Annotated in this window: 20 protein-coding genes and 1 riboswitch; of the genes, 8 read left to right on the plus strand and 12 right to left on the minus strand. The window is 54.9% G+C overall.

Translation table 11 applies throughout. The features are described 5' to 3' along the window. Positions 1 to 157: 157 nt before the first annotated feature. From KQI26_RS13690 to KQI26_RS13715, 6 genes are all read right to left on the minus strand, one after another. On the minus strand, positions 158 to 820 hold the full coding sequence (locus KQI26_RS13690) for a trimeric intracellular cation channel family protein (protein WP_216504838.1): 663 nt from the start codon (positions 818 to 820) through the stop codon (positions 158 to 160). 359 nt (positions 821 to 1,179) lie between these two features. Next, a complete protein-coding gene (locus KQI26_RS13695) occupies positions 1,180 to 2,565 on the minus strand; it encodes an amidohydrolase (RefSeq protein ID WP_216504839.1) in 1,386 nt (461 codons plus the stop codon). A gap of 128 nt (positions 2,566 to 2,693) precedes the next feature. Continuing rightward, complete coding sequence (locus tag KQI26_RS13700) at positions 2,694 to 4,994, minus strand: S-layer homology domain-containing protein (protein ID WP_216504840.1); 2,301 nt, start codon at positions 4,992 to 4,994, stop codon at positions 2,694 to 2,696. Positions 4,995 to 5,114: 120 nt separating this feature from the next. Further along, positions 5,115 to 5,348, minus strand: a complete 234-nt coding sequence (locus tag KQI26_RS13705; protein ID WP_216504841.1) for a hypothetical protein — start codon at positions 5,346 to 5,348, stop codon at positions 5,115 to 5,117. A gap of 329 nt (positions 5,349 to 5,677) precedes the next feature. Further along, positions 5,678 to 6,550: a DMT family transporter gene (locus tag KQI26_RS13710; protein ID WP_118748385.1), complete on the minus strand. Its 873-nt coding sequence runs from the start codon at positions 6,548 to 6,550 to the stop codon at positions 5,678 to 5,680. A gap of 156 nt (positions 6,551 to 6,706) precedes the next feature. Then, positions 6,707 to 8,251 (minus strand): NAD(P)H-hydrate dehydratase, encoded by a 1,545-nt coding sequence (locus KQI26_RS13715; protein ID WP_216504842.1) that lies wholly within the window; start codon positions 8,249 to 8,251, stop codon positions 6,707 to 6,709. Positions 8,252 to 8,497: 246 nt separating this feature from the next. Here KQI26_RS13715 and KQI26_RS13720 point away from each other — a divergent pair, with 246 nt between their 5' ends. The 7 genes from KQI26_RS13720 to KQI26_RS13755 all read left to right on the plus strand — a co-directional run bounded on the left by KQI26_RS13720 (position 8,498) and on the right by KQI26_RS13755 (position 17,121). After that, positions 8,498 to 9,676 carry a MalY/PatB family protein gene (locus KQI26_RS13720; RefSeq protein WP_216504843.1) on the plus strand — a complete coding sequence of 393 codons (1,179 nt, stop codon included), beginning with the start codon at positions 8,498 to 8,500 and terminating at the stop codon, positions 9,674 to 9,676. Positions 9,677 to 10,176: 500 nt separating this feature from the next. Continuing rightward, positions 10,177 to 10,405, plus strand: a riboswitch (cobalamin riboswitch). An 86-nt stretch (positions 10,406 to 10,491) separates the two neighbouring features. After that, positions 10,492 to 11,496, plus strand: coding sequence for a homing endonuclease associated repeat-containing protein (locus KQI26_RS13725; RefSeq protein ID WP_216504844.1), 1,005 nt, complete (start codon positions 10,492 to 10,494; stop codon positions 11,494 to 11,496). A 27-nt stretch (positions 11,497 to 11,523) separates the two neighbouring features. Next, positions 11,524 to 12,465, plus strand: coding sequence for a nickel ABC transporter permease (gene nikB / locus KQI26_RS13730; RefSeq protein ID WP_216504845.1), 942 nt, complete (start codon positions 11,524 to 11,526; stop codon positions 12,463 to 12,465). Further along, complete coding sequence (gene nikC / locus KQI26_RS13740) at positions 12,462 to 14,921, plus strand: nickel transporter permease (protein ID WP_253292869.1); 2,460 nt, start codon at positions 12,462 to 12,464, stop codon at positions 14,919 to 14,921. Before nikB ends, nikC begins: the two co-directional genes overlap by 4 nt. Next, positions 14,914 to 15,693 carry an ABC transporter ATP-binding protein gene (locus KQI26_RS13745; protein ID WP_216504846.1) on the plus strand — a complete coding sequence of 260 codons (780 nt, stop codon included), beginning with the start codon at positions 14,914 to 14,916 and terminating at the stop codon, positions 15,691 to 15,693. The genes nikC and KQI26_RS13745 overlap by 8 nt, the downstream gene beginning before the upstream one ends. Beyond that, positions 15,686 to 16,666: an ABC transporter ATP-binding protein gene (locus KQI26_RS13750; protein WP_216504847.1), complete on the plus strand. Its 981-nt coding sequence runs from the start codon at positions 15,686 to 15,688 to the stop codon at positions 16,664 to 16,666. The genes KQI26_RS13745 and KQI26_RS13750 overlap by 8 nt, the downstream gene beginning before the upstream one ends. 77 nt (positions 16,667 to 16,743) lie before the next feature. Then, positions 16,744 to 17,121: a succinylglutamate desuccinylase/aspartoacylase family protein gene (locus tag KQI26_RS13755; RefSeq protein WP_216504848.1), complete on the plus strand. Its 378-nt coding sequence runs from the start codon at positions 16,744 to 16,746 to the stop codon at positions 17,119 to 17,121. Here the strand turns inward: KQI26_RS13755 and KQI26_RS13760 are convergent. The 6 genes from KQI26_RS13760 to KQI26_RS13785 form a co-directional block, all read right to left on the minus strand. Beyond that, complete coding sequence (locus KQI26_RS13760; protein ID WP_216504849.1) at positions 17,033 to 17,986, minus strand: S-layer homology domain-containing protein; 954 nt, start codon at positions 17,984 to 17,986, stop codon at positions 17,033 to 17,035. The genes KQI26_RS13755 and KQI26_RS13760 overlap by 89 nt on opposite strands. Next, complete coding sequence (locus tag KQI26_RS13765) at positions 17,950 to 20,082, minus strand: hypothetical protein (RefSeq protein WP_216504850.1); 2,133 nt, start codon at positions 20,080 to 20,082, stop codon at positions 17,950 to 17,952. The genes KQI26_RS13760 and KQI26_RS13765 overlap by 37 nt, the downstream gene beginning before the upstream one ends. Before the next feature lie 551 nt (positions 20,083 to 20,633). Then, positions 20,634 to 21,179, minus strand: a complete 546-nt coding sequence (locus KQI26_RS13770; RefSeq protein ID WP_216504851.1) for a hypothetical protein — start codon at positions 21,177 to 21,179, stop codon at positions 20,634 to 20,636. Positions 21,180 to 21,193: 14 nt separating this feature from the next. Beyond that, positions 21,194 to 21,736, minus strand: a complete 543-nt coding sequence (locus tag KQI26_RS13775; RefSeq protein ID WP_216504852.1) for a hypothetical protein — start codon at positions 21,734 to 21,736, stop codon at positions 21,194 to 21,196. Between the two features lie 180 nt (positions 21,737 to 21,916). Next, positions 21,917 to 23,080 carry a beta-aspartyl-peptidase gene (gene iadA, locus KQI26_RS13780; RefSeq protein ID WP_253292871.1) on the minus strand — a complete coding sequence of 388 codons (1,164 nt, stop codon included), beginning with the start codon at positions 23,078 to 23,080 and terminating at the stop codon, positions 21,917 to 21,919. A 209-nt stretch (positions 23,081 to 23,289) separates the two neighbouring features. Beyond that, positions 23,290 to 23,607 (minus strand): hypothetical protein, encoded by a 318-nt coding sequence (locus tag KQI26_RS13785; RefSeq protein WP_216504853.1) that lies wholly within the window; start codon positions 23,605 to 23,607, stop codon positions 23,290 to 23,292. Positions 23,608 to 23,665: 58 nt separating this feature from the next. Between KQI26_RS13785 and KQI26_RS13790 the strand changes: the two genes are divergently transcribed. Beyond that, positions 23,666 to 24,130 carry a hypothetical protein gene (locus tag KQI26_RS13790; RefSeq protein WP_216504854.1) on the plus strand — a complete coding sequence of 155 codons (465 nt, stop codon included), beginning with the start codon at positions 23,666 to 23,668 and terminating at the stop codon, positions 24,128 to 24,130. Positions 24,131 to 24,282 lie beyond the last annotated feature (152 nt).

The raw sequence follows: 24,282 nt of genomic DNA on the forward strand, positions 1-24,282 counted from the left end.
GCGACCTGTGCGTGGCTTTTTGCACTTCTCAAGGGGCAAGTGTGCGCCAAAGGCGTGCATACAGCCCCTTGCAAAAACTCGAAAAAGTGGCCTAAGCCACTTTTTCGACACGCTCAAGCGGAGAGGGCCACATCCTCTCCGCTTTTGCTTTTTCAACTTATTTGATGCCGACCTTGTCCGGATTTTTAATGCGGGGCAGCTTCCAGTGGTAATGGATGGCCAGCGCCCGGATGAGCACCACCACCCCGGCCCCCAGCACCATGGCCAAGGCCGAGTTCACATGCCACAGCAGACTGCACACGGCCGCTCCCAGAACAGAAGCCAGGGCATACACATGACGCACAAAGATGGAAGGCATCACGCCGGCCATCACATCCCGCAGCACACCGCCGCCCACGCCGGTGAGGGTACCCACGAAGATATAAAGAAAGAGATTGTAACCGTCGCTGTTGCCATGGGCCACCGAAACCCCGGTGACCGTAAAGGCGGCCAGCCCTACAGCGTCAAAAATGGTCATATACAGGTCCAGCTTGTGAAACAGGCTGTCGATGCCTTTCTTCTGGCAATAGGCCACAGCGCAGAAAATGACCACCGACACCAAACAAGCAATGGCAGTCTGTTCCGGGCTGGTAAAGGCCATGGGAGGGTTGATTCCCAGGATCACATCCCGGATAATTCCCCCGCCCACAGCGGTGGTCACGGCCAGAACGATGACCCCCAACAGATCCATACATTTTCGAATGGCTAAAATAGCCCCGGAAAAAGCAAAGGCAATGACTCCTAGAATTTCAAACACAAAGATTCCAGTATCCAGATCCATTTTTTCTGCCCCCTTTTCCTTTTTCGCAAGCATTATAGCATGGCCCGCTTTTTTCTGGCAATGGGAAAAAGCGCCAACTTTTTCTTTCTCCTCTCCCCTTTTTCCCGGCAGCAAAACAGCCGCCCGGTTTTCGCCGGGCGGCTGAGCGTGTCGAAAAAGTGGCTTAGGCCACTTTTTCGAGTTTTTGCAAGGGGCTGTATGCACGCCTTTGGCGCACACTTGCCCCTTGAGAAGTGCAAAAAGCCACGCACAGGTCGCGGCTTTTTGCGAATTTATAGGGGTAGGACGGACGACCCTTTTCGTTATATAGGTTTTTCAACAGTCTGAGCCGCCCGGTTTTCGCCGGGCGGCTCAGACTGTTATTTCTGGGGCTGGGGAATGGGAACTTCCTTGGGAATGGGGCACTTATAGCTCTGGCCCTTCATGCTCTGCTGGAATTCCTCCTTGGCCTGCTCCACCAGTTTGGGATCATCCACCAGCTTCATGGCGGTGGCGGCCATGACCTTAGCGCCATAAAGCATGCCCTTCATGCCGATGCTCATACCGGCGCAGGCAGTGATCTGCCAGCTATGGCCGGGAGCGGCCAGGTTGCAGGTAGCAGTCATCACCTGGACACAGGGAACGATGTGCTGCACATCGCCCACATCGGTGGAACCATAGCCATACCGCTTTTCCACCGGCTCCACAAAGGTGCACAGAGGACCATTCTCCAGCACGCCGCTGGCCTTCACTTTTTCATACTGCTGGCTCTTTTCGTTGAGAGTCTTGGCAAAGGCCTTCTCCTCCTCGGTCCACTGAGGCATGGCAATCTGCTCCATCACATCATGGGTCAGATTGGTCAGCATCACCGGATTGAGGGTGTTGTAGCAACCGCCCAGGAACTCCACATCCAGCTTGGTCTCGGTCATGTGGGCGGCACCTTCGGCCACCTTCACCAGGCGGGCATAGGTGTCCTCAATGGCCTGACGGCTCATGGCACGCACATAGTACCAGACGCTGGCCTTGTCGGGAACGATGTTGGGAGCAGTGCCCCCTTCTTTATAGACATAGTGGATACGCACATCGCTGGTCACATGCTCCCGCAGGTAGTTTGCGCCCACGCTCATCAGTTCGCAGGCATCCAGAGCGGAGCGGCCGTTGTGGGGATCGCCGCCGGCATGGGCGGTGACACCGGTGAAATGGAAAATGGCGCTGTTGAGGCCGGTCATGGTGCCCACAGACAGGTTGTTGCTGCTGGAACCGTGCCAGGAGAAAGCCACATCCAGATCGGTGAAAGCCCCTTCTCTGGCCATAAAGGCCTTGCCGGTGAGCACTTCTTCCGCAGGGCAGCCATAAAAGACCACAGTGCCCTCTTTGCCGGTGGCTTCCAGCTCGGCTTTCATACCCAGAGCGGCGCCCACACAGGCCACGCCCAGCAGGTTATGGCCGCAGCCCTGGCCAGCGGCGCCAGGAGTGACCGGCTCTTTTTCGGTGCTCACCTTCTGGCTCAGGCCAGGCAGAGCATCATATTCGCCCAAAAATCCGATGACCGGATGGCCTTTTCCCCAAGTGGCCCGAATGGCTGTGGGCAGATTGGCGCAGCCCACTTCCACCTGGAAGCCTGCATCTCTCAGCACCTGAGCTGTCCACTCACAGGCCTTGACTTCGTTAAAAGCCGTTTCCGGGCAATCCCAGATCTTCTTGGCCAGATCGGTGAGCACCGCTTCATTTTGTTCCACGGCCTTTGTAGCGATTGTTTCCAACATTACGATCCATCCCTTTCTTTTTTCCAGCCATCCTTCCGGACAGCTGTTCATTTATCCGGGCCTGAAGCTTTCCCAGGCCCTGCCGCCAAAAAGCAGGGAGTTCTCCCCGCTTTTTTGGAAGACCCTTGTTATTTCACCAAAACCATGGTGGCTTCAAACTGTTCGCCCTTGTAGCTGCCGAAGATCTGGAGACTGGCTCCTGCTTCCAGGCTGTTCAGGCTGACTGTGGTACCGGTGACCCGCATGACCTTGGCCGAAGTGGGCACCGAAACCGACACCCGGCCCTGGCCGTTGTCGCTTTCCAGCAGGATCACCCGGTCGCCTGCGTTGACATACAGCACCTTGCCGGCAAGCTCTCCAGCGGCCGCGGCAGAATCGTTCAGTTCCACCCGGGTTACCAGGCCATTGACCACCGTCATGGTCACCTGTCCACCCACCACATCGGAGAGCTGGATATTGGTGCTGCCCTGCACCACCTGAACTCCGGCGGAAAGCACATAACTCTGCACGGTGCCGTCGGCCGCCCGGAGATAAAGCAGATTGCCCTGGGACTCAAAGGACACCCGGTCCACTGTGCCCGTCACAGTGACGCTCTGGGTTTTGGCATCGATGCGGGACACCTTGCCGCCTACCACGGCCACCGTCAGGGTATCGGCGCTGGACAGGCGGTCAATGGAGCTTTTCTCCCCATCCCGATAAATGGCGGGAAGGTTTTTGGTTTTCAAGGAAAACAGCTGGGAAGGGCCGTTTTTCGGCTGCACTTCCAGCAGGATATTGTCGCCAAAGGTGAGCTGGGCCATAGAGCCGGTGACCGTCCAGCTGCCGGAAGCTCCCTGGATCTGGGCGACTTCGCTGCCGTCCATCTTCAGGGTGAGCAAGCTGCCCTTGTTCAGATTGGAAAGAGTGGTCTCCTTTCCTTCATAGGTCACCGGGCAGTTGGCCACAAGACGGTAGCCCACACTCTTACCGGTGGACACATCGGTGATGCGGATGGTCTGACTGCCCTGATAGGATGCAGTGCTTTCCAGAATGCCCCGCACATATTGGGTTTTGCCGTCCACCGAAACGGAAGTCACCTGATCGTTCTCATAGGAGAGGCGCAGAATGACCCACCGGCCCACCAGATCCTTGGTCAAAGCGCCCGAAACGCCATTCACCTGAATGGATGCACTGGCGGGCAGACTATACCGGGAAAGAGCGCCGGAAACACCGGTGAGCAGCAGCTGGCCATCGCTGGTCTGAGTCAAAATGCCCTCTTCTTTATATCCTCCGCCCTGGAGGTGGAGGGACAAAATGCGTCCTGTGCCATCAGTGGTGCAGTCGGCGTATGTATACCCGGCCTCCGAATCAATGAGGCTCCGGTCGCCCGCTTTTCCCCCGGCCCACACCTGGGTCAGACGATCCAGCAGATAGGTGCGGCTGACTCCGGCGCTGTCTTTGATGACCAGGTAGTTTTCATCCACCTGCTGCACTGTGCCCTCTGCGGTTTTGGGGCTGGAAAGCAGCCATGCCGATTGCACTGTCTTTTTGTCGGCTGCGGTATAACGGACTCGGGCAAAGGCACCGGCCATGATGTTCTGTCCGGTGGTTTTGGCCCCATCCTGGATGAGCAGCGCGCTGGAGGGCACCGAAATGGTGCGATTCTCCCCGCCAGGCAGCTGGATAGTCAGTTTCAGACCATTTTTTTCCTGGGTGCAGGCCATCACGGTGCCGCCCTCATAGGTGTAAGTGGTGTAGTTGGGGAATACCGCCTCCAGGCCATTGGCCTCCATATAATTGATGGCCCGGGAGAGCATGGTGGCCACCTGAGCTCTTGTCACCTTGCCCTGTGGCTGGAAGGTGCCGTCGTCCATGCCTTCGATGACACCGATCTTATTGAGCAGGTACACCGAGGCCATGGCGTCCTTGGAGATCTTGGCCGCATCGGGGAAAGTGAGGGAATAGGTGCGCAGCGTGGCGGCCACCGGGGCCAGCTGCATGGCCCGGGTGAGGTAGACCGCCAGATCCTCTCTGCTTGCGGCCCCATTGATCTGCCCTTCTGCCGTCAGCTCCTGCAGTTCGGCCTGGGTCAGCACCCCCGCTTCCAGGCACAGAGCCAGGTTGGTATAAGACCAGGTGGCGCTGCCCTTCATGGCATTCTCGATCACAGGCTGCCACTTTTTCACGATGGTATCGGTGGGCACTCCCTCCAGGCTGTACAGGCGGGAGACAAAGGTCAGGGTCTCCAGATAGGTCACCTGGCCCTCCGGACGGAAAGAACCGTCTTCATAGCCCTGGATCATCCCTTTTGCACTGAGACTGGCAATATAGCTTTTGGCCCAATGGCCATCGGTATCGGTAAAACCAGCTGCCGAAACGCTGCCCAGCAGCATCACGGCCGCCAAAGAACCTGCGGCCATGCGCCGCAGCTTTTTGTTGTCCTTCCTCATGGGGCACCTCCCGAACAAAATAAGATGCTTTGATTATACCTTTTTTTGCTCTATGCCGCAAGAGTAGGGGACATTTTGGCAAAAAAAGGCCCCCTACCTAGCCGGGGGCCAAAGAAATCTTTATTTTCCCGCCATGTGCAGCAGGAAGCCTTCCTCTGTCTTTTCCATGAGATACAGGTTCTCCCCTGTCTGACCGCCGGAAACAGGCTCAAACACCACCTGATCGCCCTGCATTTTCATGGTATAGCAGCTACTTTCTTCCGGCACCAGGCCCACCGCCGACACACTGGCTGCGGCACATACGCCCAAAGCACACAGACCCACTGTAACCCGGGAAATCTTTTTGTAATTCATAATCAAACCGATCCTTTCTTCCAATCCACTTATTTCAAAGCCGCAGGCCCCTTCCCAAAATGTTTGCTTTTGCAAAAAGCCCCTCTGGAACATCCAGAGGGGCTTCAGTCTGTCGAGAAACCTATATAACGAAAAAGATCGTTTGCCCTACCCTTCATCAATCCACAAAAAGCCGCGACCTGTGCGTGGCTTTTTGCACCTATCAAGGGGCCAGTGTGCGCCGAAGGCGTGCATGCAGCCCCTTGCAAAAACTCGAAAAAGTGGCCCAAGCCACTTTTTCGACACGCGCAAGCCCCTCTGGAACATCCAGAGGGGCTTTTCGTTTTCTGTTATGCTTGTTTCTTTTCCTGCCGGCGGGAATAGACATACACCAATAGCGACGCGGCAATAACCAAGGCCCCTCCTATAAAAGAAGTGGCCGGGATGGTTTCTCCCAGGCAAAGGAAACCCAGCACCATGGAAAACAAGATGCCGGAATAGTTATAGATGCTCACTTCTCCCGCGGGAGCCAGACGATAGGCATAGGTGAGGGCGATCTGACCCAGCGAACCAAACAGGCCGATGAGCACCAGAGCCATCAGCTCCTTGGCATTGGGCACAACGAAATTGCCCAGCGTAAAGGGAATGGAGCACACAGCGCTAAAGGTGGAAAAGTGCATGATCACCGTCATGCCGTCGGTTTTACCTTTGGAATAACGGAGCAAGGTATAGGCGATCCCCGATGTAACCGAAGAGAAAAAGGCCATGGACAAGGGCAGGAAATCCGAATGGAAAGTGGGTCCGGCCACGATGACCACACCGGCAAAAGCCAGGAGAAGGGCAGGCAGCTGAACCTTGGACAGCTTCTCCTTGAGGAACACGCAGGCAAGCAGTGTGACCAGGAAGGGGGACATCTTGCTCAGAATACTCACATCGGCCTGGCGGGCATGGCTGGAGGCATAAAACAGGGAGATGACCCCCACAAAGCCAAAGAAGGACCGGCCGAAGAGCAAAGGCTGCACGCTTTTATCTCCGAAAAGAGACAGGTTATTTTTCCGGATAAGCACAAAGGCCACCACCAGACTGATCAGGTTGCGGCAAAAAACCTGTTCCATCACCGGGATGCGGCTGCCGGAATAAGAGACCGCCACCTGCATGGCGGAAAAAAACAGGGCCGAAAGCAGCATGAGCAGTACGCCGCCTTGTTTTTCCGATAATTTCATGGGTATTTCCTCTCTTTCTGCGGCACAGCCGCAAAAAGAGCCTACCCCCTCTCCCCTGCTGCTGTCAAGAGCAGACGCAACATCCGCAGACTTTTCCTCTATATTCAGCAAAAAGGGCAAGTTCCCGTTGTTCTTTTGACTTTGTAGCTCCCTCTGCTAGCCCAAAGGCATCTCCTCGGGCTTTTCCAGCCGCTTCAAAAGAAAGGGAAGATTCTCCGGGATATCGGAAGGCAGGATGCCGTAAACCGACCGCTCCAGGGCCAACATATCGGCGCAGGTTCCGTGGAGACAGCTCCCCAGCACCGCACTTTCAAACAACGGCACGCCCTGGGCGGCAAAGGACAGGATCATCCCCGCAAGCACATCTCCGCTTCCCCCTTTGGAAAGGCCGGTGTTCCCCGTCCGGTTCACATACAGCCGGCCATCCGGAGAGGCCACTAGAGTACGGCTGCCCTTGAGCAGCAGCACGGCCCCGGTCTTTTGGGCAAACTCCAAGGCCACCGCCGCCCGATTCTGCTGGATCTCCTCCACGCTTTTTCCAGTAAGTCGGGAAAACTCCAACGGATGGGGGGTAAACAGCAAATTTTCTCCCGCTTTTCCCAACAGTTCAGGCCATTTTGCCAGAATATTGATACCGTCGGCGTCCACGATCAGCGGCGCTTTGCGGCAGGCCAGCAGATTCTGCATCAGCTGACCGCCTTCCAGCCCGGTGCCCAGACCGCATCCCACCAAAATGGCCGAAGCCTTCTGGCTCCACTGGGCCAGATCTTCATTCCAGATGCTCTGGCCCTCCGGGCTCTCCTCCAGACCCATCATCACCGGTTCGGCCATCGCTCCGGCGGCAATGGGCAGAACGCTTTTGGGCACGGCCAGGCGCAAAAGTCCCACGCCGCAGCGCAGCGCCCCCTTGGAGGACAAAATGGCGGCGCCGCTCATACCCCGGCTTCCGGCGATGTTGAGGGCGGTGCCAAAGGTGCCCTTGTTCCCCGCCGGGTCCCGGGGCGGAAGCAGGGAAATACAGCTCCGGGGCGTCACGGCAAAAGCCCGGGTGGCACAGTTTTCCCGGTCTTCTTCCTCTTCTCCAAAGCTGCGCAGCACCACTTTACCGCAGTTTTCACTGCCTGGCTGGGAGAAGTGGCCGATTTTATAGCATCCCAGGGCGATGGTCACCTGGGTCTGGAAGGCCCCTTCGGCCTGGCTGCCGTCGTCTCCCCGCACACCGCTGGGGATATCGATGGCGGCCTTCTGGGCCTGACTTTTCTCGCACAGGGAAAAGATATGGGCCACCGCAGGCGGCAGCTGCCCCCGCATCCCAATGCCGTAAACGGCATCCACAATGATGTCGCTGCCCATCAAAAGCTTTTCCAGCTCTGTTTCCTCGATGGGCAGCCGGTACACCGGGATGCTGCCCAATCTCCGATACATCTCCTGGGCATCGGGATGGGTGGGTTCCTGAAGCAAAAGGACAAAAGGCATAGCTCCCCGCAGCTGAAGATGGCGGGCCAGCACAAAGCCGTCGCCTCCATTACCCCCTTTGCCGCAGATGACGCACACCCGCTTATCCCCCACACCCCACTGGGCCTGGAGGGTCTCACAGCAGGCTCTTCCTGCGTTCTCCATCATCTGCAAATAGGAAATGCCCCGTTCATAGGTCATCTGCTCCAGACGCCGGGTTTCCTGGGCTGTAAAAAGCGGGATCATAGTCCCCCTCCTTTTCTTTTCTGTGATTTATACGATTTGTGTGATACCATGTGGTATATTGACCATGTTTCATGCAATATAATAACTGCTTCTTGATTATTATACCATGTTTTCTCCCCTTTCTGGGTGGACGGTTTGTAAACGAAAAGGCAAAAAAAGATTGACTTTTGATGGTGGAATGATATTCTATCTTTAGATGCTAAACACCTATTCAAAATCTCTATAAAAGACAAGGAAGGGATAGAAATGTACGATTTTAAGAACGCTCCTCATCGTAAAAATCAGGGCTGCATCAAGTGGGATAAGGCCGATGTCCTCTATGGCTGCGGCGTGGCAGAAAACCTGCTGCCCATGTGGATCGCCGATATGGATTTCGCTGTGGCCCCTCCCATTGTGGCCGCTCTGCAGAAGAGAGTGCAGAATCTGGTCTTTGGCTATGACTTTTTGACCGATGAATATTATGAAGCCGTCATCGGCTGGATGAAGCGCCGCCACAACTATGAGATCCAGAAGGAGTGGATCACCTTCACTCCCGGCATCGTCACCGCTCTGCATATGGCAGTCAACTCCGTCACCGAGCCCGGCGACGAAGTGCTGATGTGCTCTCCGGTATACGGCCCCTTCTTTGGCGCCGCCACCGATGAAGGCCGTGTGCTGCTGGATGTGCCCCTCCATGACGAGGACGGCTATTACACCATGGACTGGGATGCCATGGAAAAAGCAGTCACCCCCAAGACCCGGGCCATGCTGCTGTGCTCCCCCCACAACCCCGGCGGCCGTGTGTGGACCAGAGAAGAACTGGAAAAACTGGACGCTTTCTGCGAAAAGCACAATATCTTCGTCATCGCCGACGAAATCCACAACGATCTGGTCTTCTCCGGCGAGCACATCGTCTACGGCAATGTGTCCGAGCACGCCAAGATGAACTGCATCATCTGCACCGCCCCCAGTAAGACCTTCAACCTGGCCGGCATCCAGGGCTCCAATATCCTGATTGCCAACGAGGAAGTGCGGAAGAAGTTCCAGGCTCAGGTGGCCAAGGCCCATGCCAGCGCCAACGTCTTCGCCGGCCCCGCCACCATCGCCGCCTACAACGAAGGCGAGCAGTGGCTGGATGAGCTGATCGATGTGCTTCGGGGCAACTGCCAGTACTTTGTGGACTTCATCCACGAGCACTGCCCCGAACTGAAAGTGCGCATGAACGAAGCCACCTATCTGATGTGGCTGGATTGCCGCGGCCTGGGCATGACCGAGGAAGAGCTGGGCAAATGGTTTGCCGAAAAGGTGGGCATCGCCGCCAATGTGGGCTCCTGGTTCGGTCAGACCGGCACCTGCTTCCGTCGGCTGAACATGGCCTGCCCCCGCACCTTTGTGGAGGACGCCTGCCAGCGGATCGAAAAAGCTGTCAAGGAACTGCGCAAGTAAAACTGGCCTTTGGCCTGAAATAAGAAAAAAGCACCCCAAGGGCTACTCCTCACAAGGACATCTTGAGATCAACCCAAGAATGACCGATTGAGAGAAGCCCTGGGGTGTCTGCCCCAAATGTTTCAAATGGGGGGAATGGCCGCAAGCCACAACAAGATGGCTTTCGGCCATTATATATATCATGGGCATGATAGAAATCGAAACAAGTCAATTTGTTGGTTTTGTGCCGCACGGGGATATAATTATACTTGCAATCAGCAAAATATTGCCTTATAATAAATAAAGTGTAAAGTAAATAATATTAGGCAGATACGATGAGAAACTTGTGTGACACAGGTGCTCTTTATCATAAGCCGGTGAGAGTCCGGCGCGAAAGGCCGTGTTCGTCGTGGGACGTCAGCCGGCAGTGATCGTACATCAGGGAGCATCCTCTTGGGAGTCGTAGGCTGTTTTGTATCCATGCGGTCTTTCCGAAGAGGAAAGACCGTTTTTTTATGCCAAAATAAAATATAACTTTTTGTGGCCGCAGAGGAAAATTCGGGCGGCTGAACAAGGGAATCGGGTGAGAATCCCGGACGGTAACCGCCGCTGTATGCGTGATGTCCGCTGCTCGTCAACGAAAGTTCGCCATTGGGGACGTGCCCTGAGAAGGCAGAGCAGACCGGCGAAGGCAGGAATACCCTGCCCCAAGCGCAAGTCAGAAGACCTACAAAAAGAGACAGGCCAGGTGTGGGACGCTGCACTTGGCATTCGTTACGCAGAAAAACGGCTGCGGATCCTGAGATCCGCAGCTGTTTTTTCAGTGAGGGACAGAAATGGCGGAAGAAATCAACAAAAATCAGCTGCTGGAGCAGAAAAAAGCGGTGTTCGACATGATCGTGGAAGGCCCCAAACTCCCCGGAGAGGCGGAGGCGAAAGAGGACGATCCGTACTCACTGGACACCGAGCGAGGCGCGCAACTCTACGCATCTTTTTCTGATGACGAGTTGCTGGAACTTCTGCGCGGAAGTGCCCAGCGTCTGGGACATTCTCCCTCTCAGAGGGAGGTGCATTGGATCCTGCGTGCATATCTCAAAGCTCGTTTCAAAAATTGGCCGAGGGCATTGCGTGCAGCGGGATTGAGCCGGTCGGCGGGTCGGGGCGGAACATCCTCAGAGCAGATGTCTCAGAAGAACGAGGAGTACCAGCAGATGCTCAATCAAATTCGAGGCATGGCGGAACAGCTGGGCCGAATCCCACACCCGTCGGAGCTGCCTGAGATATGCCGGAAACTGAAAAAACGCTATCGTACCTGGGGCGAGGTTTTAGCTGCTGCCGGAGTTGAGGAAGCAGTGGCTGTCCATCTGCAGAAAGAAGAAAACCTAAAGGATGATGAGCTGCGTATGCTCCAAGAATTGAGAACCCTCGCGGAAAGGCTGAATCGCTCGCCCCTTCGCGGTGAAGCGGAGCAAAGCCTGCGGGAATCCCTGCTCCGGCGTTTTGGATCGTGGCGGAACGCACTCTATCAGATCGATCTGGAACCGGTTCGGCGCATCACCCCCTTTGTGAATGCTCCGCTGCAGCGGGAAAAAGACAAGCAGAGGGCAACCCACCGGCAGGAGCTATACGACTGCCACTATCGGCTTTTGAAGCTGGATCCCCAGACGCAAGCAGATTTGGCGTTGGTACGGAAACTGGCGCAGCAGCTTGGGCATCCTCCCGGCCGCAGAGAGGTACCGGCGGAGGTCCGCATGCGCCTGCAAAAGGTCTGCGGCTCCTGGTCAAACGCCCTGTTTCAACTGGGGTTACAGGAAAAGCGCGGCAGATTGCGGCAGCGTTGATTTACTTTTGCGAGGTGAGGAATGCAGATGAAACGAAAAATAAGCTACCGGCTTGCCCATATTTTTCTGGTGCTGCTGGGCGTCAGCTTTTTAAGTTTTCTGCTGATGTATGTGTCGCCGGGCGATCCAGTCCGGGCCATGTACGCTGTCAGCGGCAGTATCCCGTCGGAGGAAGTGCTGGAACAGACCAGAGAGGAACTGGGACTCAACGATCCGTTTTTCATCCAGTACGGCAACTGGATCTCCAACTGCCTCCGGGGAGACTTCGGCACATCCTACTCAAAGGGCGAAGCGGTAGCGACCCTTTTGATGGAGCGGGTCATGCCCACCATTCAACTGGCGCTGCTGTCCCTGGTGATCATGGTTCTTGTGGCCGTACCCATCGGCGTATACTCCGCTTTGCGACAGAACAGCATACTGGACTATCTTTTGCGGGGTACCACATTTATCAGCATTTCCATGCCTAATTTCTGGGTGGGATTGCTGCTGCTCTATGTGGTGGCCATGAAGCTGGGATGGCTTCCGGTGGTGTCCAACCAAATGAACTTCCAGCGGTTGATTCTGCCAGCCGTGACATTGGCCATTGCCATGGCGGGGAAATACGCCCGACAGGTTCGGGCGGCTATTTTGGAGGAATTGCGTCAGGACTATGTGGCAGGCGCCAGGGCCCGGGGGCTGTCGGAACGATGCGTGCTCTGGTGCCATGTGCTTCCAAACGCTGTTTTGCCCCTCATCACCATGCTGGGGCTGTCTTTGGGCTCTCTGCTGGGCGGTACCGCCGTGGCGGAAGTGATCTTCTCCTATCCGGCACTGGGCAGCCTGGCGATCTCCGCCATTACCTCCAGAGACTATCCGCTGATCCAGGGCTATGTACTGTGGATTGCCCTGATCTATATGGCGGTCAATCTGGTGGTGGATCTCTCTTATAACCGGCTGGATCCCCGGCTGAGAAAGGAGCTGCAGACATGACCGCTGCGAAAAAGCGTTTTTTGGTGTTTGGCTTGATGGCCCTGGCCATTCTTCTTGTGGCGGTACTGGCCCCTGTCATTGCCACCCATGATCCCAACAGCTCCGTTCTGGCGGATGCGGTACAGTCCCCCAGCGGAGAACACTGGTTTGGGACAGACAAAATGGGGCGGGATCTGTTCTCCCGTGTCATTTATGGTACCAGAACCTCCATTTTATCCACCATGGTACTGGTGCTCAGTATTCTGTTTGTGGGCGGTACCCTGGGCATCGTGGCCGGTTATGTCGGCGGCATGGTGGAAACCGTCATCATGCGCGTTGCCGACATGATGGTCTCCTTTCCCGGTATGGCTCTTGCCATTGCCCTGGCCGGTATGCTGGGCGGCAGTATCATCAGCGCCATCCTGGCCATTATGGCGGTAAGCTGGACGAAATATGCCCGCCTGGCCCGCAGCCTGGTGCTGAAGGTCAAACACCAGGACTATGTGCTGGCTGCTCGGATCTCCGGGACCCGGGAGCGGGACATCCTGCTGCGCTATATGGTGCCGTCAGCCCTTCCCACACTGGTCATCACCGCTGCCACCGATGTGGGAGGTATGATGCTGGAGCTGGCCGGCTTCTCTTTCCTGGGCCTGGGCGCCCAATCCACCTCCATCGAGTGGGGATATATGCTCAATGAGGGACGGGCCTATATGGAATCGGCACCGTGGCTGATGGTATTTCCGGGACTTGCTATCTTTCTGACGGTGGTGATCTTCAACCTACTGGGGGACAGCCTGCGGGATATCCTGGATCCCAGAGAGGATGAGGCGCAGCCCCATTCAAAATCAAAGAAAAGAGGAAACAAGATGAAGCGTTTGAAACATGTATCCACAAAGGTTGCCGCCCTTCTGGTTGGAGCGATGCTGCTCTCCGGTGTACTCACCGGCTGTGGCGACACTCCGTCTGCGAAACAGGCGGAGCAGACTCACCTGAACTTCGGTTGTTACAGTTACTCTGACTCTCTGGACCCCATTACCACAGTCAATTCCAGCTGGGCCGGCATGCGCTACGGCATCCTGGAGTGTCTGTTCCGGTTTGACGATCAGGTGGTGGCCCAGCCCTGGCTCTGTGATACCTACGAGGTCTCCGACGACTATACCACCTGGACCCTGCACATCCGGGAGGGCGTGCAGTTCTCCAACGGAAACCCTGTGACTCCCTCCGCCGTCCAGGCCGCCTTTGAGCGGCTGTATGCCGAGACCGACGCCGACCGGGGCGGCACGGGCAACTCCAATCCCGAGGTCTATCTCCCTGAGCCGGAGCTGACCGCCGATGACGAGGCAGGCACGCTCACTGTGATCTGCCAGCGCCCCACTGGAAATCTGCCCGGTATCCTGGCCTATCCCTATTTCTCGGTGATCGATGTGTCGGTGGTGGAGCAGGGCATCGTCAGCACCGGTCCTTACAAGCTGGACAGTATGAAGGCCGGTGTGGGCGCCGAACTCTCCCGCAATGAGCACTACTGGAATGGAGAAGTTCCCTACGATACCGTTTCTATTCTTTTCATCGAGGACAGCTCTACCAAGGCCATGGCGCTCCAGAGTGGGGACGTGGATCTGGTGGAAAATATCACCACCGCCAGCGATCTGGAAAAGCTGGAAGCGGACAAGCGCTTTTATGTTTCCACTGCCGCAGGTGTTCGCACTGGCAACTCCTATATGAATTTCAACGGCCCCCTGGCAAACGACGCTTTGCGGCAGGCGGTTCTTATGGCGCTGGACCATGAGACCATGTGCAATGTAACGGTGGCAGGTATGTACACCCCGGGCTTTGCGGCACTCCCTTCCTCTCTGTCCTACAACTACGACCAGCTTACCAATCCCTATCCCTATGATGTAGAAAAGGCCAAGAAGACCCTGGATGAGGCTGGGATCGTGGACACCGACGGGGATGGCATCCGGGAACTGGACGGTGAGAATATCAATCTGGTCTATCTGGCCTACACCAGCCGCAATCTCAACGATTTTGCCCAGGCCATTGCCCTCCAGCTGGAGGAAATCGGCATCGGCGTTACGCTGAATGTCAGCGACTATGACACCATCACCGCACTCCAGAACGCCGGAGAGTTTGACCTGGTTACCGCCAACACCACCACTGTGGGAACTGGAGATCCCCAGGATTTTCTGGGTGGATGGTACTCCGGGAATTCTCAGAACTACGGATATTACCACAATGAGGAGTACGATGCCTGCTTTGAGGAGCTGGAGGTGACCACCGATCAGGCACGGAGACTGGAACTGATCACCCGGATGCAGCAGATCCTCATCGACGATGCGGCCACCATCATCCACGGCTATTATAATAGCCGGATGATCAGCTGGGCGGATCGGGTCACCGGCGCGGAGATCGCCACCATCGACTACTATTGGCTCACCAGTGATATTGCACCCGCGGCGGAGAAAAGCAGCAATGCTTGAGATCAATGGGCTGACGGTTGCTTATGGAGAGCGCCTGGCATTGCGGAATTTCTCTCTTTCCATGCAGGAGGGAGAGATCGTAGTCCTGGTAGGTGAGAGCGGCAGCGGCAAGACCACCGCCATCCGCTCTATTCTGGGGCTTCTGCCGCCGGGAGGAGCCGTGACCGAAGGAACGATTTCTTTTGAAGGCCAGCAACTGCAGGGACTTTCACCCCGGGAGTGGAAAGCGCTGCGGGGGAAGAAACTCTCCATGATCTTTCAGGATTCCGGCGCCATGCTCAATCCCATCCGCACCATAGGCTCCCAATTCCGTGAATATATCCGTACCCACAGCAGTCTGTCCAAAAAAGAGGCGGGGGCGCTGAGCAAGGAAATGCTGGAACGGATGGGGCTTTCCGATCCAGAGAGTATTTTGGGAGCCTATCCCTTTCAGCTCAGCGGAGGTCAACGCCAGCGAGTGGGTATTGCCATGGCTATGACCTTCCAGCCAAAGCTCCTGTTGGCGGATGAGCCCACCAGCGCATTGGATGTGACTACCCAGGCGCAGATCGTCCGGCAGATGCTGGAGCTGCGGGATACCTATGGTACGGCCATTCTTCTGGTGACACATAACTTAGCGGTGGCTGCCTACATGGCCAGTCGCATCCTGGTTATGCGCAACGGCAGCACTGTGGAACAAGGTGACCGGGAGAGCCTTCTGCGAAGTCAGGAGCCATACACCCGCCAGCTGCTTCAGGCAGTTCCGGATCTGGGAGGGAAACGCTATGTCTGAATGCATTTTGGAGGGGCGGGGACTTACTCGCCGCTATCGGCGACCAGATGGGCGGATTCTGACCGCCTGCCAGCAGATCGATCTTCGCCTTTATCCCGGTGAGACGCTGGGGATCGTGGGGGAAAGCGGCTGCGGCAAGAGCACGCTGCTACGGATATTGTCCCAGCTGGAGCGGCCTGATGAGGGACAATTGCTGTTTCGTGGAGAAGATGTGACCGGCTGGAAGGGCGAAAACCTGCGCCGACACCGCAGGCATATCCAGATGGTCTTTCAGGACCCCGCCGCCGCCTTTTTCCCACGCATGCGGGTATGGGATGCCGTGACGGAGCCGCTGCGCAACTTTTCCTCCTGCTCCAGAGGAGAGCTGCGGGAAAAAGCCAAGCAGTTATTGGAAATGGTGGAGCTCCCACAGGAGTTTCTGGACCGGTATCCCCACTCCATGAGCGGTGGCCAGCGCCAGCGGCTGGGCATTGCCCGGGCCCTGGCGCTGGAACCCGAGGTGCTTTTATGTGATGAGGCCACCTCTGCTCTGGATGTCTCCACCCAGGATCAGTTGGTAGAACTGCTGGTGGAGCTCCAGCGGCAGCGGGAGCTTGCCATCCTGTTTGTCTGCCACGATCTGGCCTTGGTCCAGTCCCTTTCCCACCGGATCATGGTGATGTATCTCGGCGTAGTGGTGGAGTCGCTCCCAAGCAGCTGTCTTGCAAATGACGCTCTTCACCCCTATGCAAAAGCCCTTTTGGAGTCTGTCTTTTCTCTGCATGACAACCACGAGAGACCCATCGTCCCTCTCTGCGGGGAGGTGCCAAGTCCCATTGACCGTCCTGCCGGCTGCCCCTTCCACACCCGCTGCCCCCATTGCACCGAGCTTTGCCGTACCAGAATGCCGCAAATGACCACTGTGGGGCCGGAGCATTGGGTAGCCTGCCACCGATACAGCGATGGATCACAGGAGGAACCGCCATGCAGATAATTGACAAGAAATAATTGGAAACCGGTCGAATCACGGGAATACTGCCTGTGCAGGGAGAGCCGAGTCTGCCGGTATGGATGGTCTGCGGTGTGTCGGACGGCCCAACCTTGGTGTTGACCGCAGGTGTCCACGGCTGCGAATATGTGGGGATCATGACGCTGCGGCGGCTCTTTGCCCAACTGTCCCCGGCCAAGATCCGGGGCCGGGTGATCCTGCTGCCGCTGGTCAATGGTGAGGGCTTTTATATCGGCAGCAAGCAAGCCCTTGCAAAAACTCGAAAAAGTGGCGAGAGCCGCTTTTTCGACACGCTCAAAAAAAGCACCTCTCGGGGTGCTTTTTTCAGTGTGTGTGGTTTTCGCCGTCCGCTTATCCCTTCTTGCGTTTATAAATATAAAAACCGATGCCGCCTGCGCCGAGCGTTGCACAGGCCAGAGGAATGCGAATATCAGGCATAGACTGTCCTTTGCCGTCTGCATGATGTTTTGAGGCGATGGGTGCCGTTTCATAGAGCATCATGAACAGACGGTACAAAAGGTCGGCCGCTTCGGCGCGGGTAATATCACGCCGCGGTTCAAAGACGCCGGTTTTGTCAATCAATTCGGTCTGAACAGCCAGAGCAACATCCTGTTTGGCCCAATCACTGATCGATGCAGCATCTTCAAATGTCAGATAGGGAGCATTATCCGGCGGATAGACATAATCCTTTTGGTCGATGAGAGTACGCCCGGCCAGTGCTGCGACCTGTTCACGGGTAATATTGAATTCGCCGGAAAAAGTTCCGTCGGAAAACCCTTTGGCAATGCCTTTTGCCTCGGCCGAGGCAACATAAGGATAATATGGACTCTCTTTCGGCACATCGGGAAAAGAGGTCTTCAAATTTCGGTCAAGGGCAAAAAACATCCCCACGAGCGCCTGCATGAAATCGTAACGGGTGAGCGGAGCCTGTGGATGAAACATTCCGTCCTGTAATGTGAAATACCCCTTTGATACCATAAAAGCGATTGCATTTTGGGTTTTGGGATCCAGGTCGCTAATGTCAGAGATGGCAATCTCGTTTTCGATAACCTCATACTGGCCGGAATAGGGCGTTGCAAATCGGATTGCCCGGTTGGCTGCGTCAAATTGCCCACCCCAGTTATCGTTACCGTTTGCATAGCTGATAAAAACGGTGGACAGTTCGTTTTCGGCCGGCAGCATGACGGTAACTGCGGTTTTTAATTTTGCGATTGTATCATTTTCAGAATCGAGGAAGGAGATCTTATATGTGCGCTGGCCGGTCTGCTTCAACTGGATTTCCAGCGTGCCGTATGTATCGAGCAATGCGTTAAGCTCTTGGGAGGACAGGCGCAGCGCATGCCGGGAATCGCCCAATGCAATCGAGATCGAATATTGTCCAAGCTTCTCTCCCAGATCGGTGCGAAGCTCCACACGAATCGTTTTTTCCAGTTGAGCGGAGAAACCGATAATGCAATCGAAGGATGGGGGGCTTTATTCAGCGTAACATGATACTTTTCAAGCAGTTCTTCCACCTGCCGCTGTACCTTGGACAGCTCGGTCACAGCAGACTCGACGCTTTGACCAGTGATAGCAATACGGTTTCTTTTTGCAGAGAGGGAAACGGATACTGCATTTTCATAGAGAAACTGGATATAATTTGTGGTTTCCTGCCGCCCCTTCTCGTTGATCTGCTCGCCCTGAAGCCCTTTTAACTGTTCTTCCAGATAATCGACATACTCCTGAGGGGTTGTGAAGCCGGAAACCTTATCGTAATCATACTGTGTATTTGGCTCGAGCAGCCTTTGTTTGACATGGGCGATTTCGGAGGTGCTCGGCAGTCCTTCCCCCATTTTTACGATTTGATACGGCACAGGAGCATCTTCCGGCGCTTTGCGAAGGAGCATATAATAACTGCCTTCATCCTGCAGCTGCTCACCTTCAGTCCCATAGATCGAACTCATATACGCAGTATAAAAACCATCTCCCACATCTGCAATCGTATGAACCCGGTGCTCTTCCCAGGGGACACATGTGGAGATGTCCCCGTCTACACAGTACCACTTCCCCTGGGCATCCTCAACCGTCTGAAAACAAAGAACTTCTTGCCAAGGAAGTGCTTGCCGAAAATAGGAAGTCAGGTCAAAATCTGCGCCAAACAGGCCTGTGACATATCCCTTGAGCGCATCAAAATCCATCTCATGAACCAAAAGGTTATATGCAGTATCGTTGTATTTGTAGGTTCTTCGCATGAGATCCTGACATTCCGGCGTCAAAGAGCGGATGAATGTTTCCCACCCCTGCATATCCTGATTGGAAGCGACCAGGCGATCCTCTTTCCTGAACCAGTCAAATATATAATTTGTCGGAATAGGATCGCCCTGCGTTACATCAAAATCACCGGCTTCAAACGCAAAATCCCAAAGAGAAATGACATCGGTGATGTCATGACAGATGGGATCGGTGGGAGGAAGGATGGCTTGTTCCTGCTCGGCGACGGCAATAATCCGCTCCAGATGGTTTTTGATAAGAGCCGCACTGTTTTCCGCTAACGGCGGATACGATACCCGGCCAGAATTAATATCATAGGAATAGCTATTATCCTCGGAAATATCGATTCCGAGCGATGCGGCCTTCTGCCGGATATTTTCCATATGGTCAAAATCCTGATAATTCGAAGAGCTGCTACTCGGGAGCTGCTCCTGATAGACCCTTCCTTCGGAATCAGTGTATTTATACTGAATGTCGTCCTTATAATAAGAATATAAAGCATCATCATAGTAAAAAGTTTCAAATACCGTTTTCAACTGGCCCTGCTCCATTTTGTAAATCCCAGCGGAATAGTCGGTATAGTAGCTGGATGATGTTGCGACAATGTACGGCCCATCAATAACATAGAGGGGCTCCATATACTCCGTATGAAAGAGATCTACCCCCCATCCTCCGACTGGCCCATCAGAAGAATAGATGTCAAAACCAACATAGGCCGTCCACCAGCCTCCGGACACGCCGTCGAGCGATTTCCACAGGGCAGGAACAATAAAGTCAACGACCAGCAGCTCTGCACATCCGTTGCCATCTAAATCGCGCAGTTCGACGAAATAGGGCGGGATCACATAGGAATCCTCGTGGAACTCGGCAAGTCTTTCGCTGGCTTTGCGCTCGAGCTCTTCCATGATTTGCAGATATTCCCGTGCAGTTTGTGCATCGACTGACATAAATACCCCCTCTGGAGAATCTGAATAACGATCGAAATATTTTTCCGGAAGCTTCAGTTCGTCCAGATCCAATGCGAATGCGGTTCCCGGAAGAAAGTCCGGAATAAAATAAAGAATCAGCGACAGTATGAGCAGTCCGCTCAGGATACGACGTTTCATCATGTTTCCCCCTATTTTTCTCTTCTTTTTGGCAATGTTTTTCATGGCTATCCCCTCCACAGTCACGAAAACAGAACGGAACTCTCCGGGAATATATCCTCTTGGTTTTTGTTCCATTGCAGCGCAAAAGTTTCAATGTACCATACAAAAGTTGCACGCTCACAAACGCAACAATCCAGCCGCCCATGGCTCTTGCCTTTTGAACAATCGACCCATGTGCCTTCAAGCGGCTCACTTGCTCTATGTTCCGCATATCGCCCTTATTTTGATGAAAAGGTGTAGTTTTTGGCATTTGATTCAAAAGCTTGCAATGGTTAGAAAATAGGTAAAAAATTGCTAGACTTTTTCAACTTTCCAATATATAATAGCTTTTGGAAAAAAGCAGATTTCGACTTGCAAGAATATACACCTTTTTGTAAAAAAATTTATCCCTATTTGATGTTTTTTTGCCCCTCTTATCGTTTCGCCCAACAGCGGAAGCCAGAGAGAGGCATTTTGTGGAACCTGGGAACCGCCGCTCCCGCCTTTTTCCCATTTTTCAGCGCCTCTTCCAACCCGGAAGGCAAGAAAAAAGCACCCCAAGGGGTGCTTTTTTCTTATTCTGTTTTTTCCCGCTCCCCGGCATCCCGAAAAATCTTGCGCAGGCCGGTATACAAAAGCCAGGCGGGGATCTGATACAGTAGCACATATCCGGCGCTGCGGCGGGCCACCTCTATGCTCTCCCCCGAAAAGATCACCAGAGAGGAAAACCGGCTGGCCACCACATTCCCCATGATATCGCACAGCAGCAGACTGAGGGCCAGGGCCGTACCCCAATAGAGACAGGTCCGCTTCCAGCCATACCGGCTGAGCAGCCATACGCTTGCCGCCACCACAAACAAACCGATCAGACAGGCGCCGCCGATCTCCCGGGGTACCAATGTTTCCGAGGGAGAAGCCACAAGGCTGGGGCCCGCCAGAAAGTGGCGGAGAAAGGCGATCACCTGGTCGATCAGCTCCCCCATGGGCGTTTCGACATAGTCAAAGGGCGGCGTACGCATACTCACTTTCTGCCCAAGATCCAGTGCACAGTACAAAAGCTGCACTGCCACAAACACAAACGCAAAAACCCAGCCGCCTATGGCTCTTTTTTTGCCTTTCATGATGATCCCTCCCTTTATCCTTCCCGTTCTTTTTGGATGTTCCGGGCGAGATACCGGCTTCCTTCATACAGAAGCCAGGCAGGGATCTGATAAAAAATCACATACCCGGCGCACCGCAAGGGGACTTCTGCCAGGTTTTTGCTGCCAATAGCCGGATCGGAGATCCCCGGTCCTGCAATCAGATCGAGGACAAAGCAAAGAGCGATGGAAAGGGTCAGGGCCGTGCCCCAATAAAGATAGGTCCGCTTCCAGCCGTAATATGCCAGCAGCCATACCGTCACAGCCACCACAAACAAACCGATGAGAGCGGCGCCACCAATGTCCCGGGGCCATATTTTAGGCGTCAGCGGATCGGCCGCAAGGCTGGGCCCTGCCAGAAAATAACGCAGAAAGGTGCTGATCTGCTCTAGGGTCCGGTACACAATGCCTCCCCCTTCTGCCGAGCCGCTGAGGACCATCTGCCGCCGGACCATTTCCGCAAGGCCTTGCAGCAGGTGAAGCCCGGCAAAGCTGCCCACAAAGATCCATCCGGCCTTTTGCACGATGTTTTTCTTCATATCCATCCCTCCTGCCTTTTGAAAAAATTAACTCAATGTGCATCCAAATGGCTCACTTACCCTATGTTTAGCATACCATCCTTTTCCTCATCCGTCCATCCATTTTTCTCCTCTTCCTGAGAAAGAACGGAAAACAAAAGGGCCTGCCGCAAACTGCGACAGGCCCTTCGTGATTTCTTCTTATTCCTCAAAGGTGCCCTTCAGCAGCACCTTACCCTCGCACATCGCCAGTTTGCCCTTGGCCATAACCGAGGAAATGTTCAGCTCCTTATCCAGCACCAACAGATCGGCGTCGGCCCCTTCCTGGATACAGCCCTTGACTCCTTCTTTTCCCAGCCGCAAAGCAGGAGAAGTAGTGAAGATGCGCAGCATCTCCTCCAGGGGCACATCCAGCTCCAGCACGCCCCGGCGCAGTTCATACAGCAGCACCGCCGGGCTCACATAGGTCAGGCCGATGCACCGGCCGTTTTCGTCAAAACGGGGCTGGCTGCCGTTGCCGTCGGAGGACATGGACAGGTGATCCAGGTCCACACCCTTTTTGATGCAGTAGGCCACCATATCAGCGGCGCTCTCTCCATCCTCCTTCAAGGAACCATGGGCTGTCAGGTCAAAATTGCCTCCCATTTTGGACAGTTTGATGGCCTCGTCCAGCAGCTTGTAATTCCGTCCCACATGGGTGGGCAGGAAGGTTTCGATGGGCACATCGGATTTTTCCAGCGCCCGGAAGATGGGGTCCAACATCCCCTCCCGCACGCCGGTGTGGATGGTGAGCAGCCCGGCCTTGCCGCTGAGCATACCACCCATATTCACATCACTGGCCAGGCGGGTCATTTCGTCATCGGTGATGGTGGAGCTGCGGTGATCACTCATGGCCAGCTTGGCACCGATGATCTTGTCGATGAGCATGATGTCCCGCAGCACACTGCCGGTGAGGGTGACGGTGGGATACTGATAGGAACCGGTGAGCATATAGGTGCTGATGCCTTCGGTCTCCAACGCAGTGACCTTGCCCAACAGGTTTTCCAGGCTGCGGGAGGTGCCGTCGGTACCCAGCAGGCCCAGCACAGTGGTGACGCCGCTGCGGATCAGCTCGCTCAGGTTGAGCTCCGGGGTGCGGCTATGGTAGCCCTGTTCCCCGCCGCCGCCTGTCACATGGACATGGATGTCGATGAGGCCAGGGGTGACAATGGCGCCATGGAGATCCATGACCTCCACCCCGTCCAGGCCCTCGTAGCCTTCAATCTTTTCGGCCACCTTCATGATCTTGTCTCCGGCCAGCAGGATATCCCGCATCCCCAGGTGTTTGGGAGCGTATACATCGCAGTTTTTCAGCAGTTTCAGCATATTTTTTCCTCTTTCTCCGGCCCGCGGTCCGGCGTTTTGGGGGCAAAAACCCCGCTGCCTTTAGTTTACTCGCTGGCGCTCTGATTTGCAATGGGCCAAAGGGATTTTATTGCATCCGATGATGGAAATCTTTTGATCCCTATGCTATACTGTTTAAAAATACCATTGACAGGAAAAGACACATGCTTGTGACCATCCGGCAAACCAAGTCAAGCGGCCAAAATCTCTTCCAGGTGGAGGAACAAGGGCAGCTCCTCTTTCAGGCCCAGACCCCTTGGGCCGACCTGCGCCTGCCCCTGGAGGCAGAAAAAATGCGCCGGCTCACCTTTTCCGACGCCCAGGGCCAACCCCTTTACCACACTTCCTACCAGCTGCTGGACAATGTCCTTCGCAGCCTTACCAAATACAAATTCCTTCTGGGCACCTCGGCCAAAGTGGAGGAATACCAGGTCTTGGACGAAACCGGCCAGCAGCAGGGTTCTTTCTATACCCAGATCGACGGCGTATTCACCTCCCCAGCTGACCATTTGCTATGGGGAAGAACAATACGACTGCTATCATCCCCGGTCTATAGGAAAGATCTATGTGGTGAGCATCTTTCAGGAAGGACGGCAGATCGCCCAGATCACCAAGCCTCTGGACACCTGGGCTTTTTCCACCTTCTTTTCCCCCACACCCCTGCTTCCTCAGGAATTTACTCAGCAGATGGAAGAGGAAGGGTATCTTCTGTCCCAGCCGATCCTTACATATACAGGAACAGAGGAAGCCTGGGAGACCAGCAAGGATGGCTGCTATGTGCAGTTTTTTTCCTTTTCCGAAGAAGATCAGGCCCGTTCTGCCTTTGTCCTGCTGCAAAGCAATTGGGATGAAGCCGAAGGGACGATCCAAAGCCGCTCCTCCTCTTCTTCCAAACATACACAGCGGGAATCCTTTGTCTACGAAGACATCTTCTATGTTTATTCCCGCATTGAGAACACGCTTCTTCTAAGTGCAGCCCCCCTTTCCCAAAAAGAGCTGCTCCAGGATACCGTGAAAGACCTGGGATATTAAAACGAAAAAAACAGCCCTTCCTTTGTGCAAAAAGTGAAGTGATAAAATAATGGTAGACACAAAAGTGCCTACCATTATTTTTATGCTATTATAGACATGGAGGTGGCAATATGGCTGGTAAATACACGATGCGAAGCAAAGAAGAAAAGTTA

The sequence above is a fragment of the Intestinimonas sp. MSJ-38 genome, from assembly GCF_018917925.1.
Classification (GTDB): Bacteria; Bacillota; Clostridia; order Oscillospirales; family Butyricicoccaceae; genus Pseudobutyricicoccus.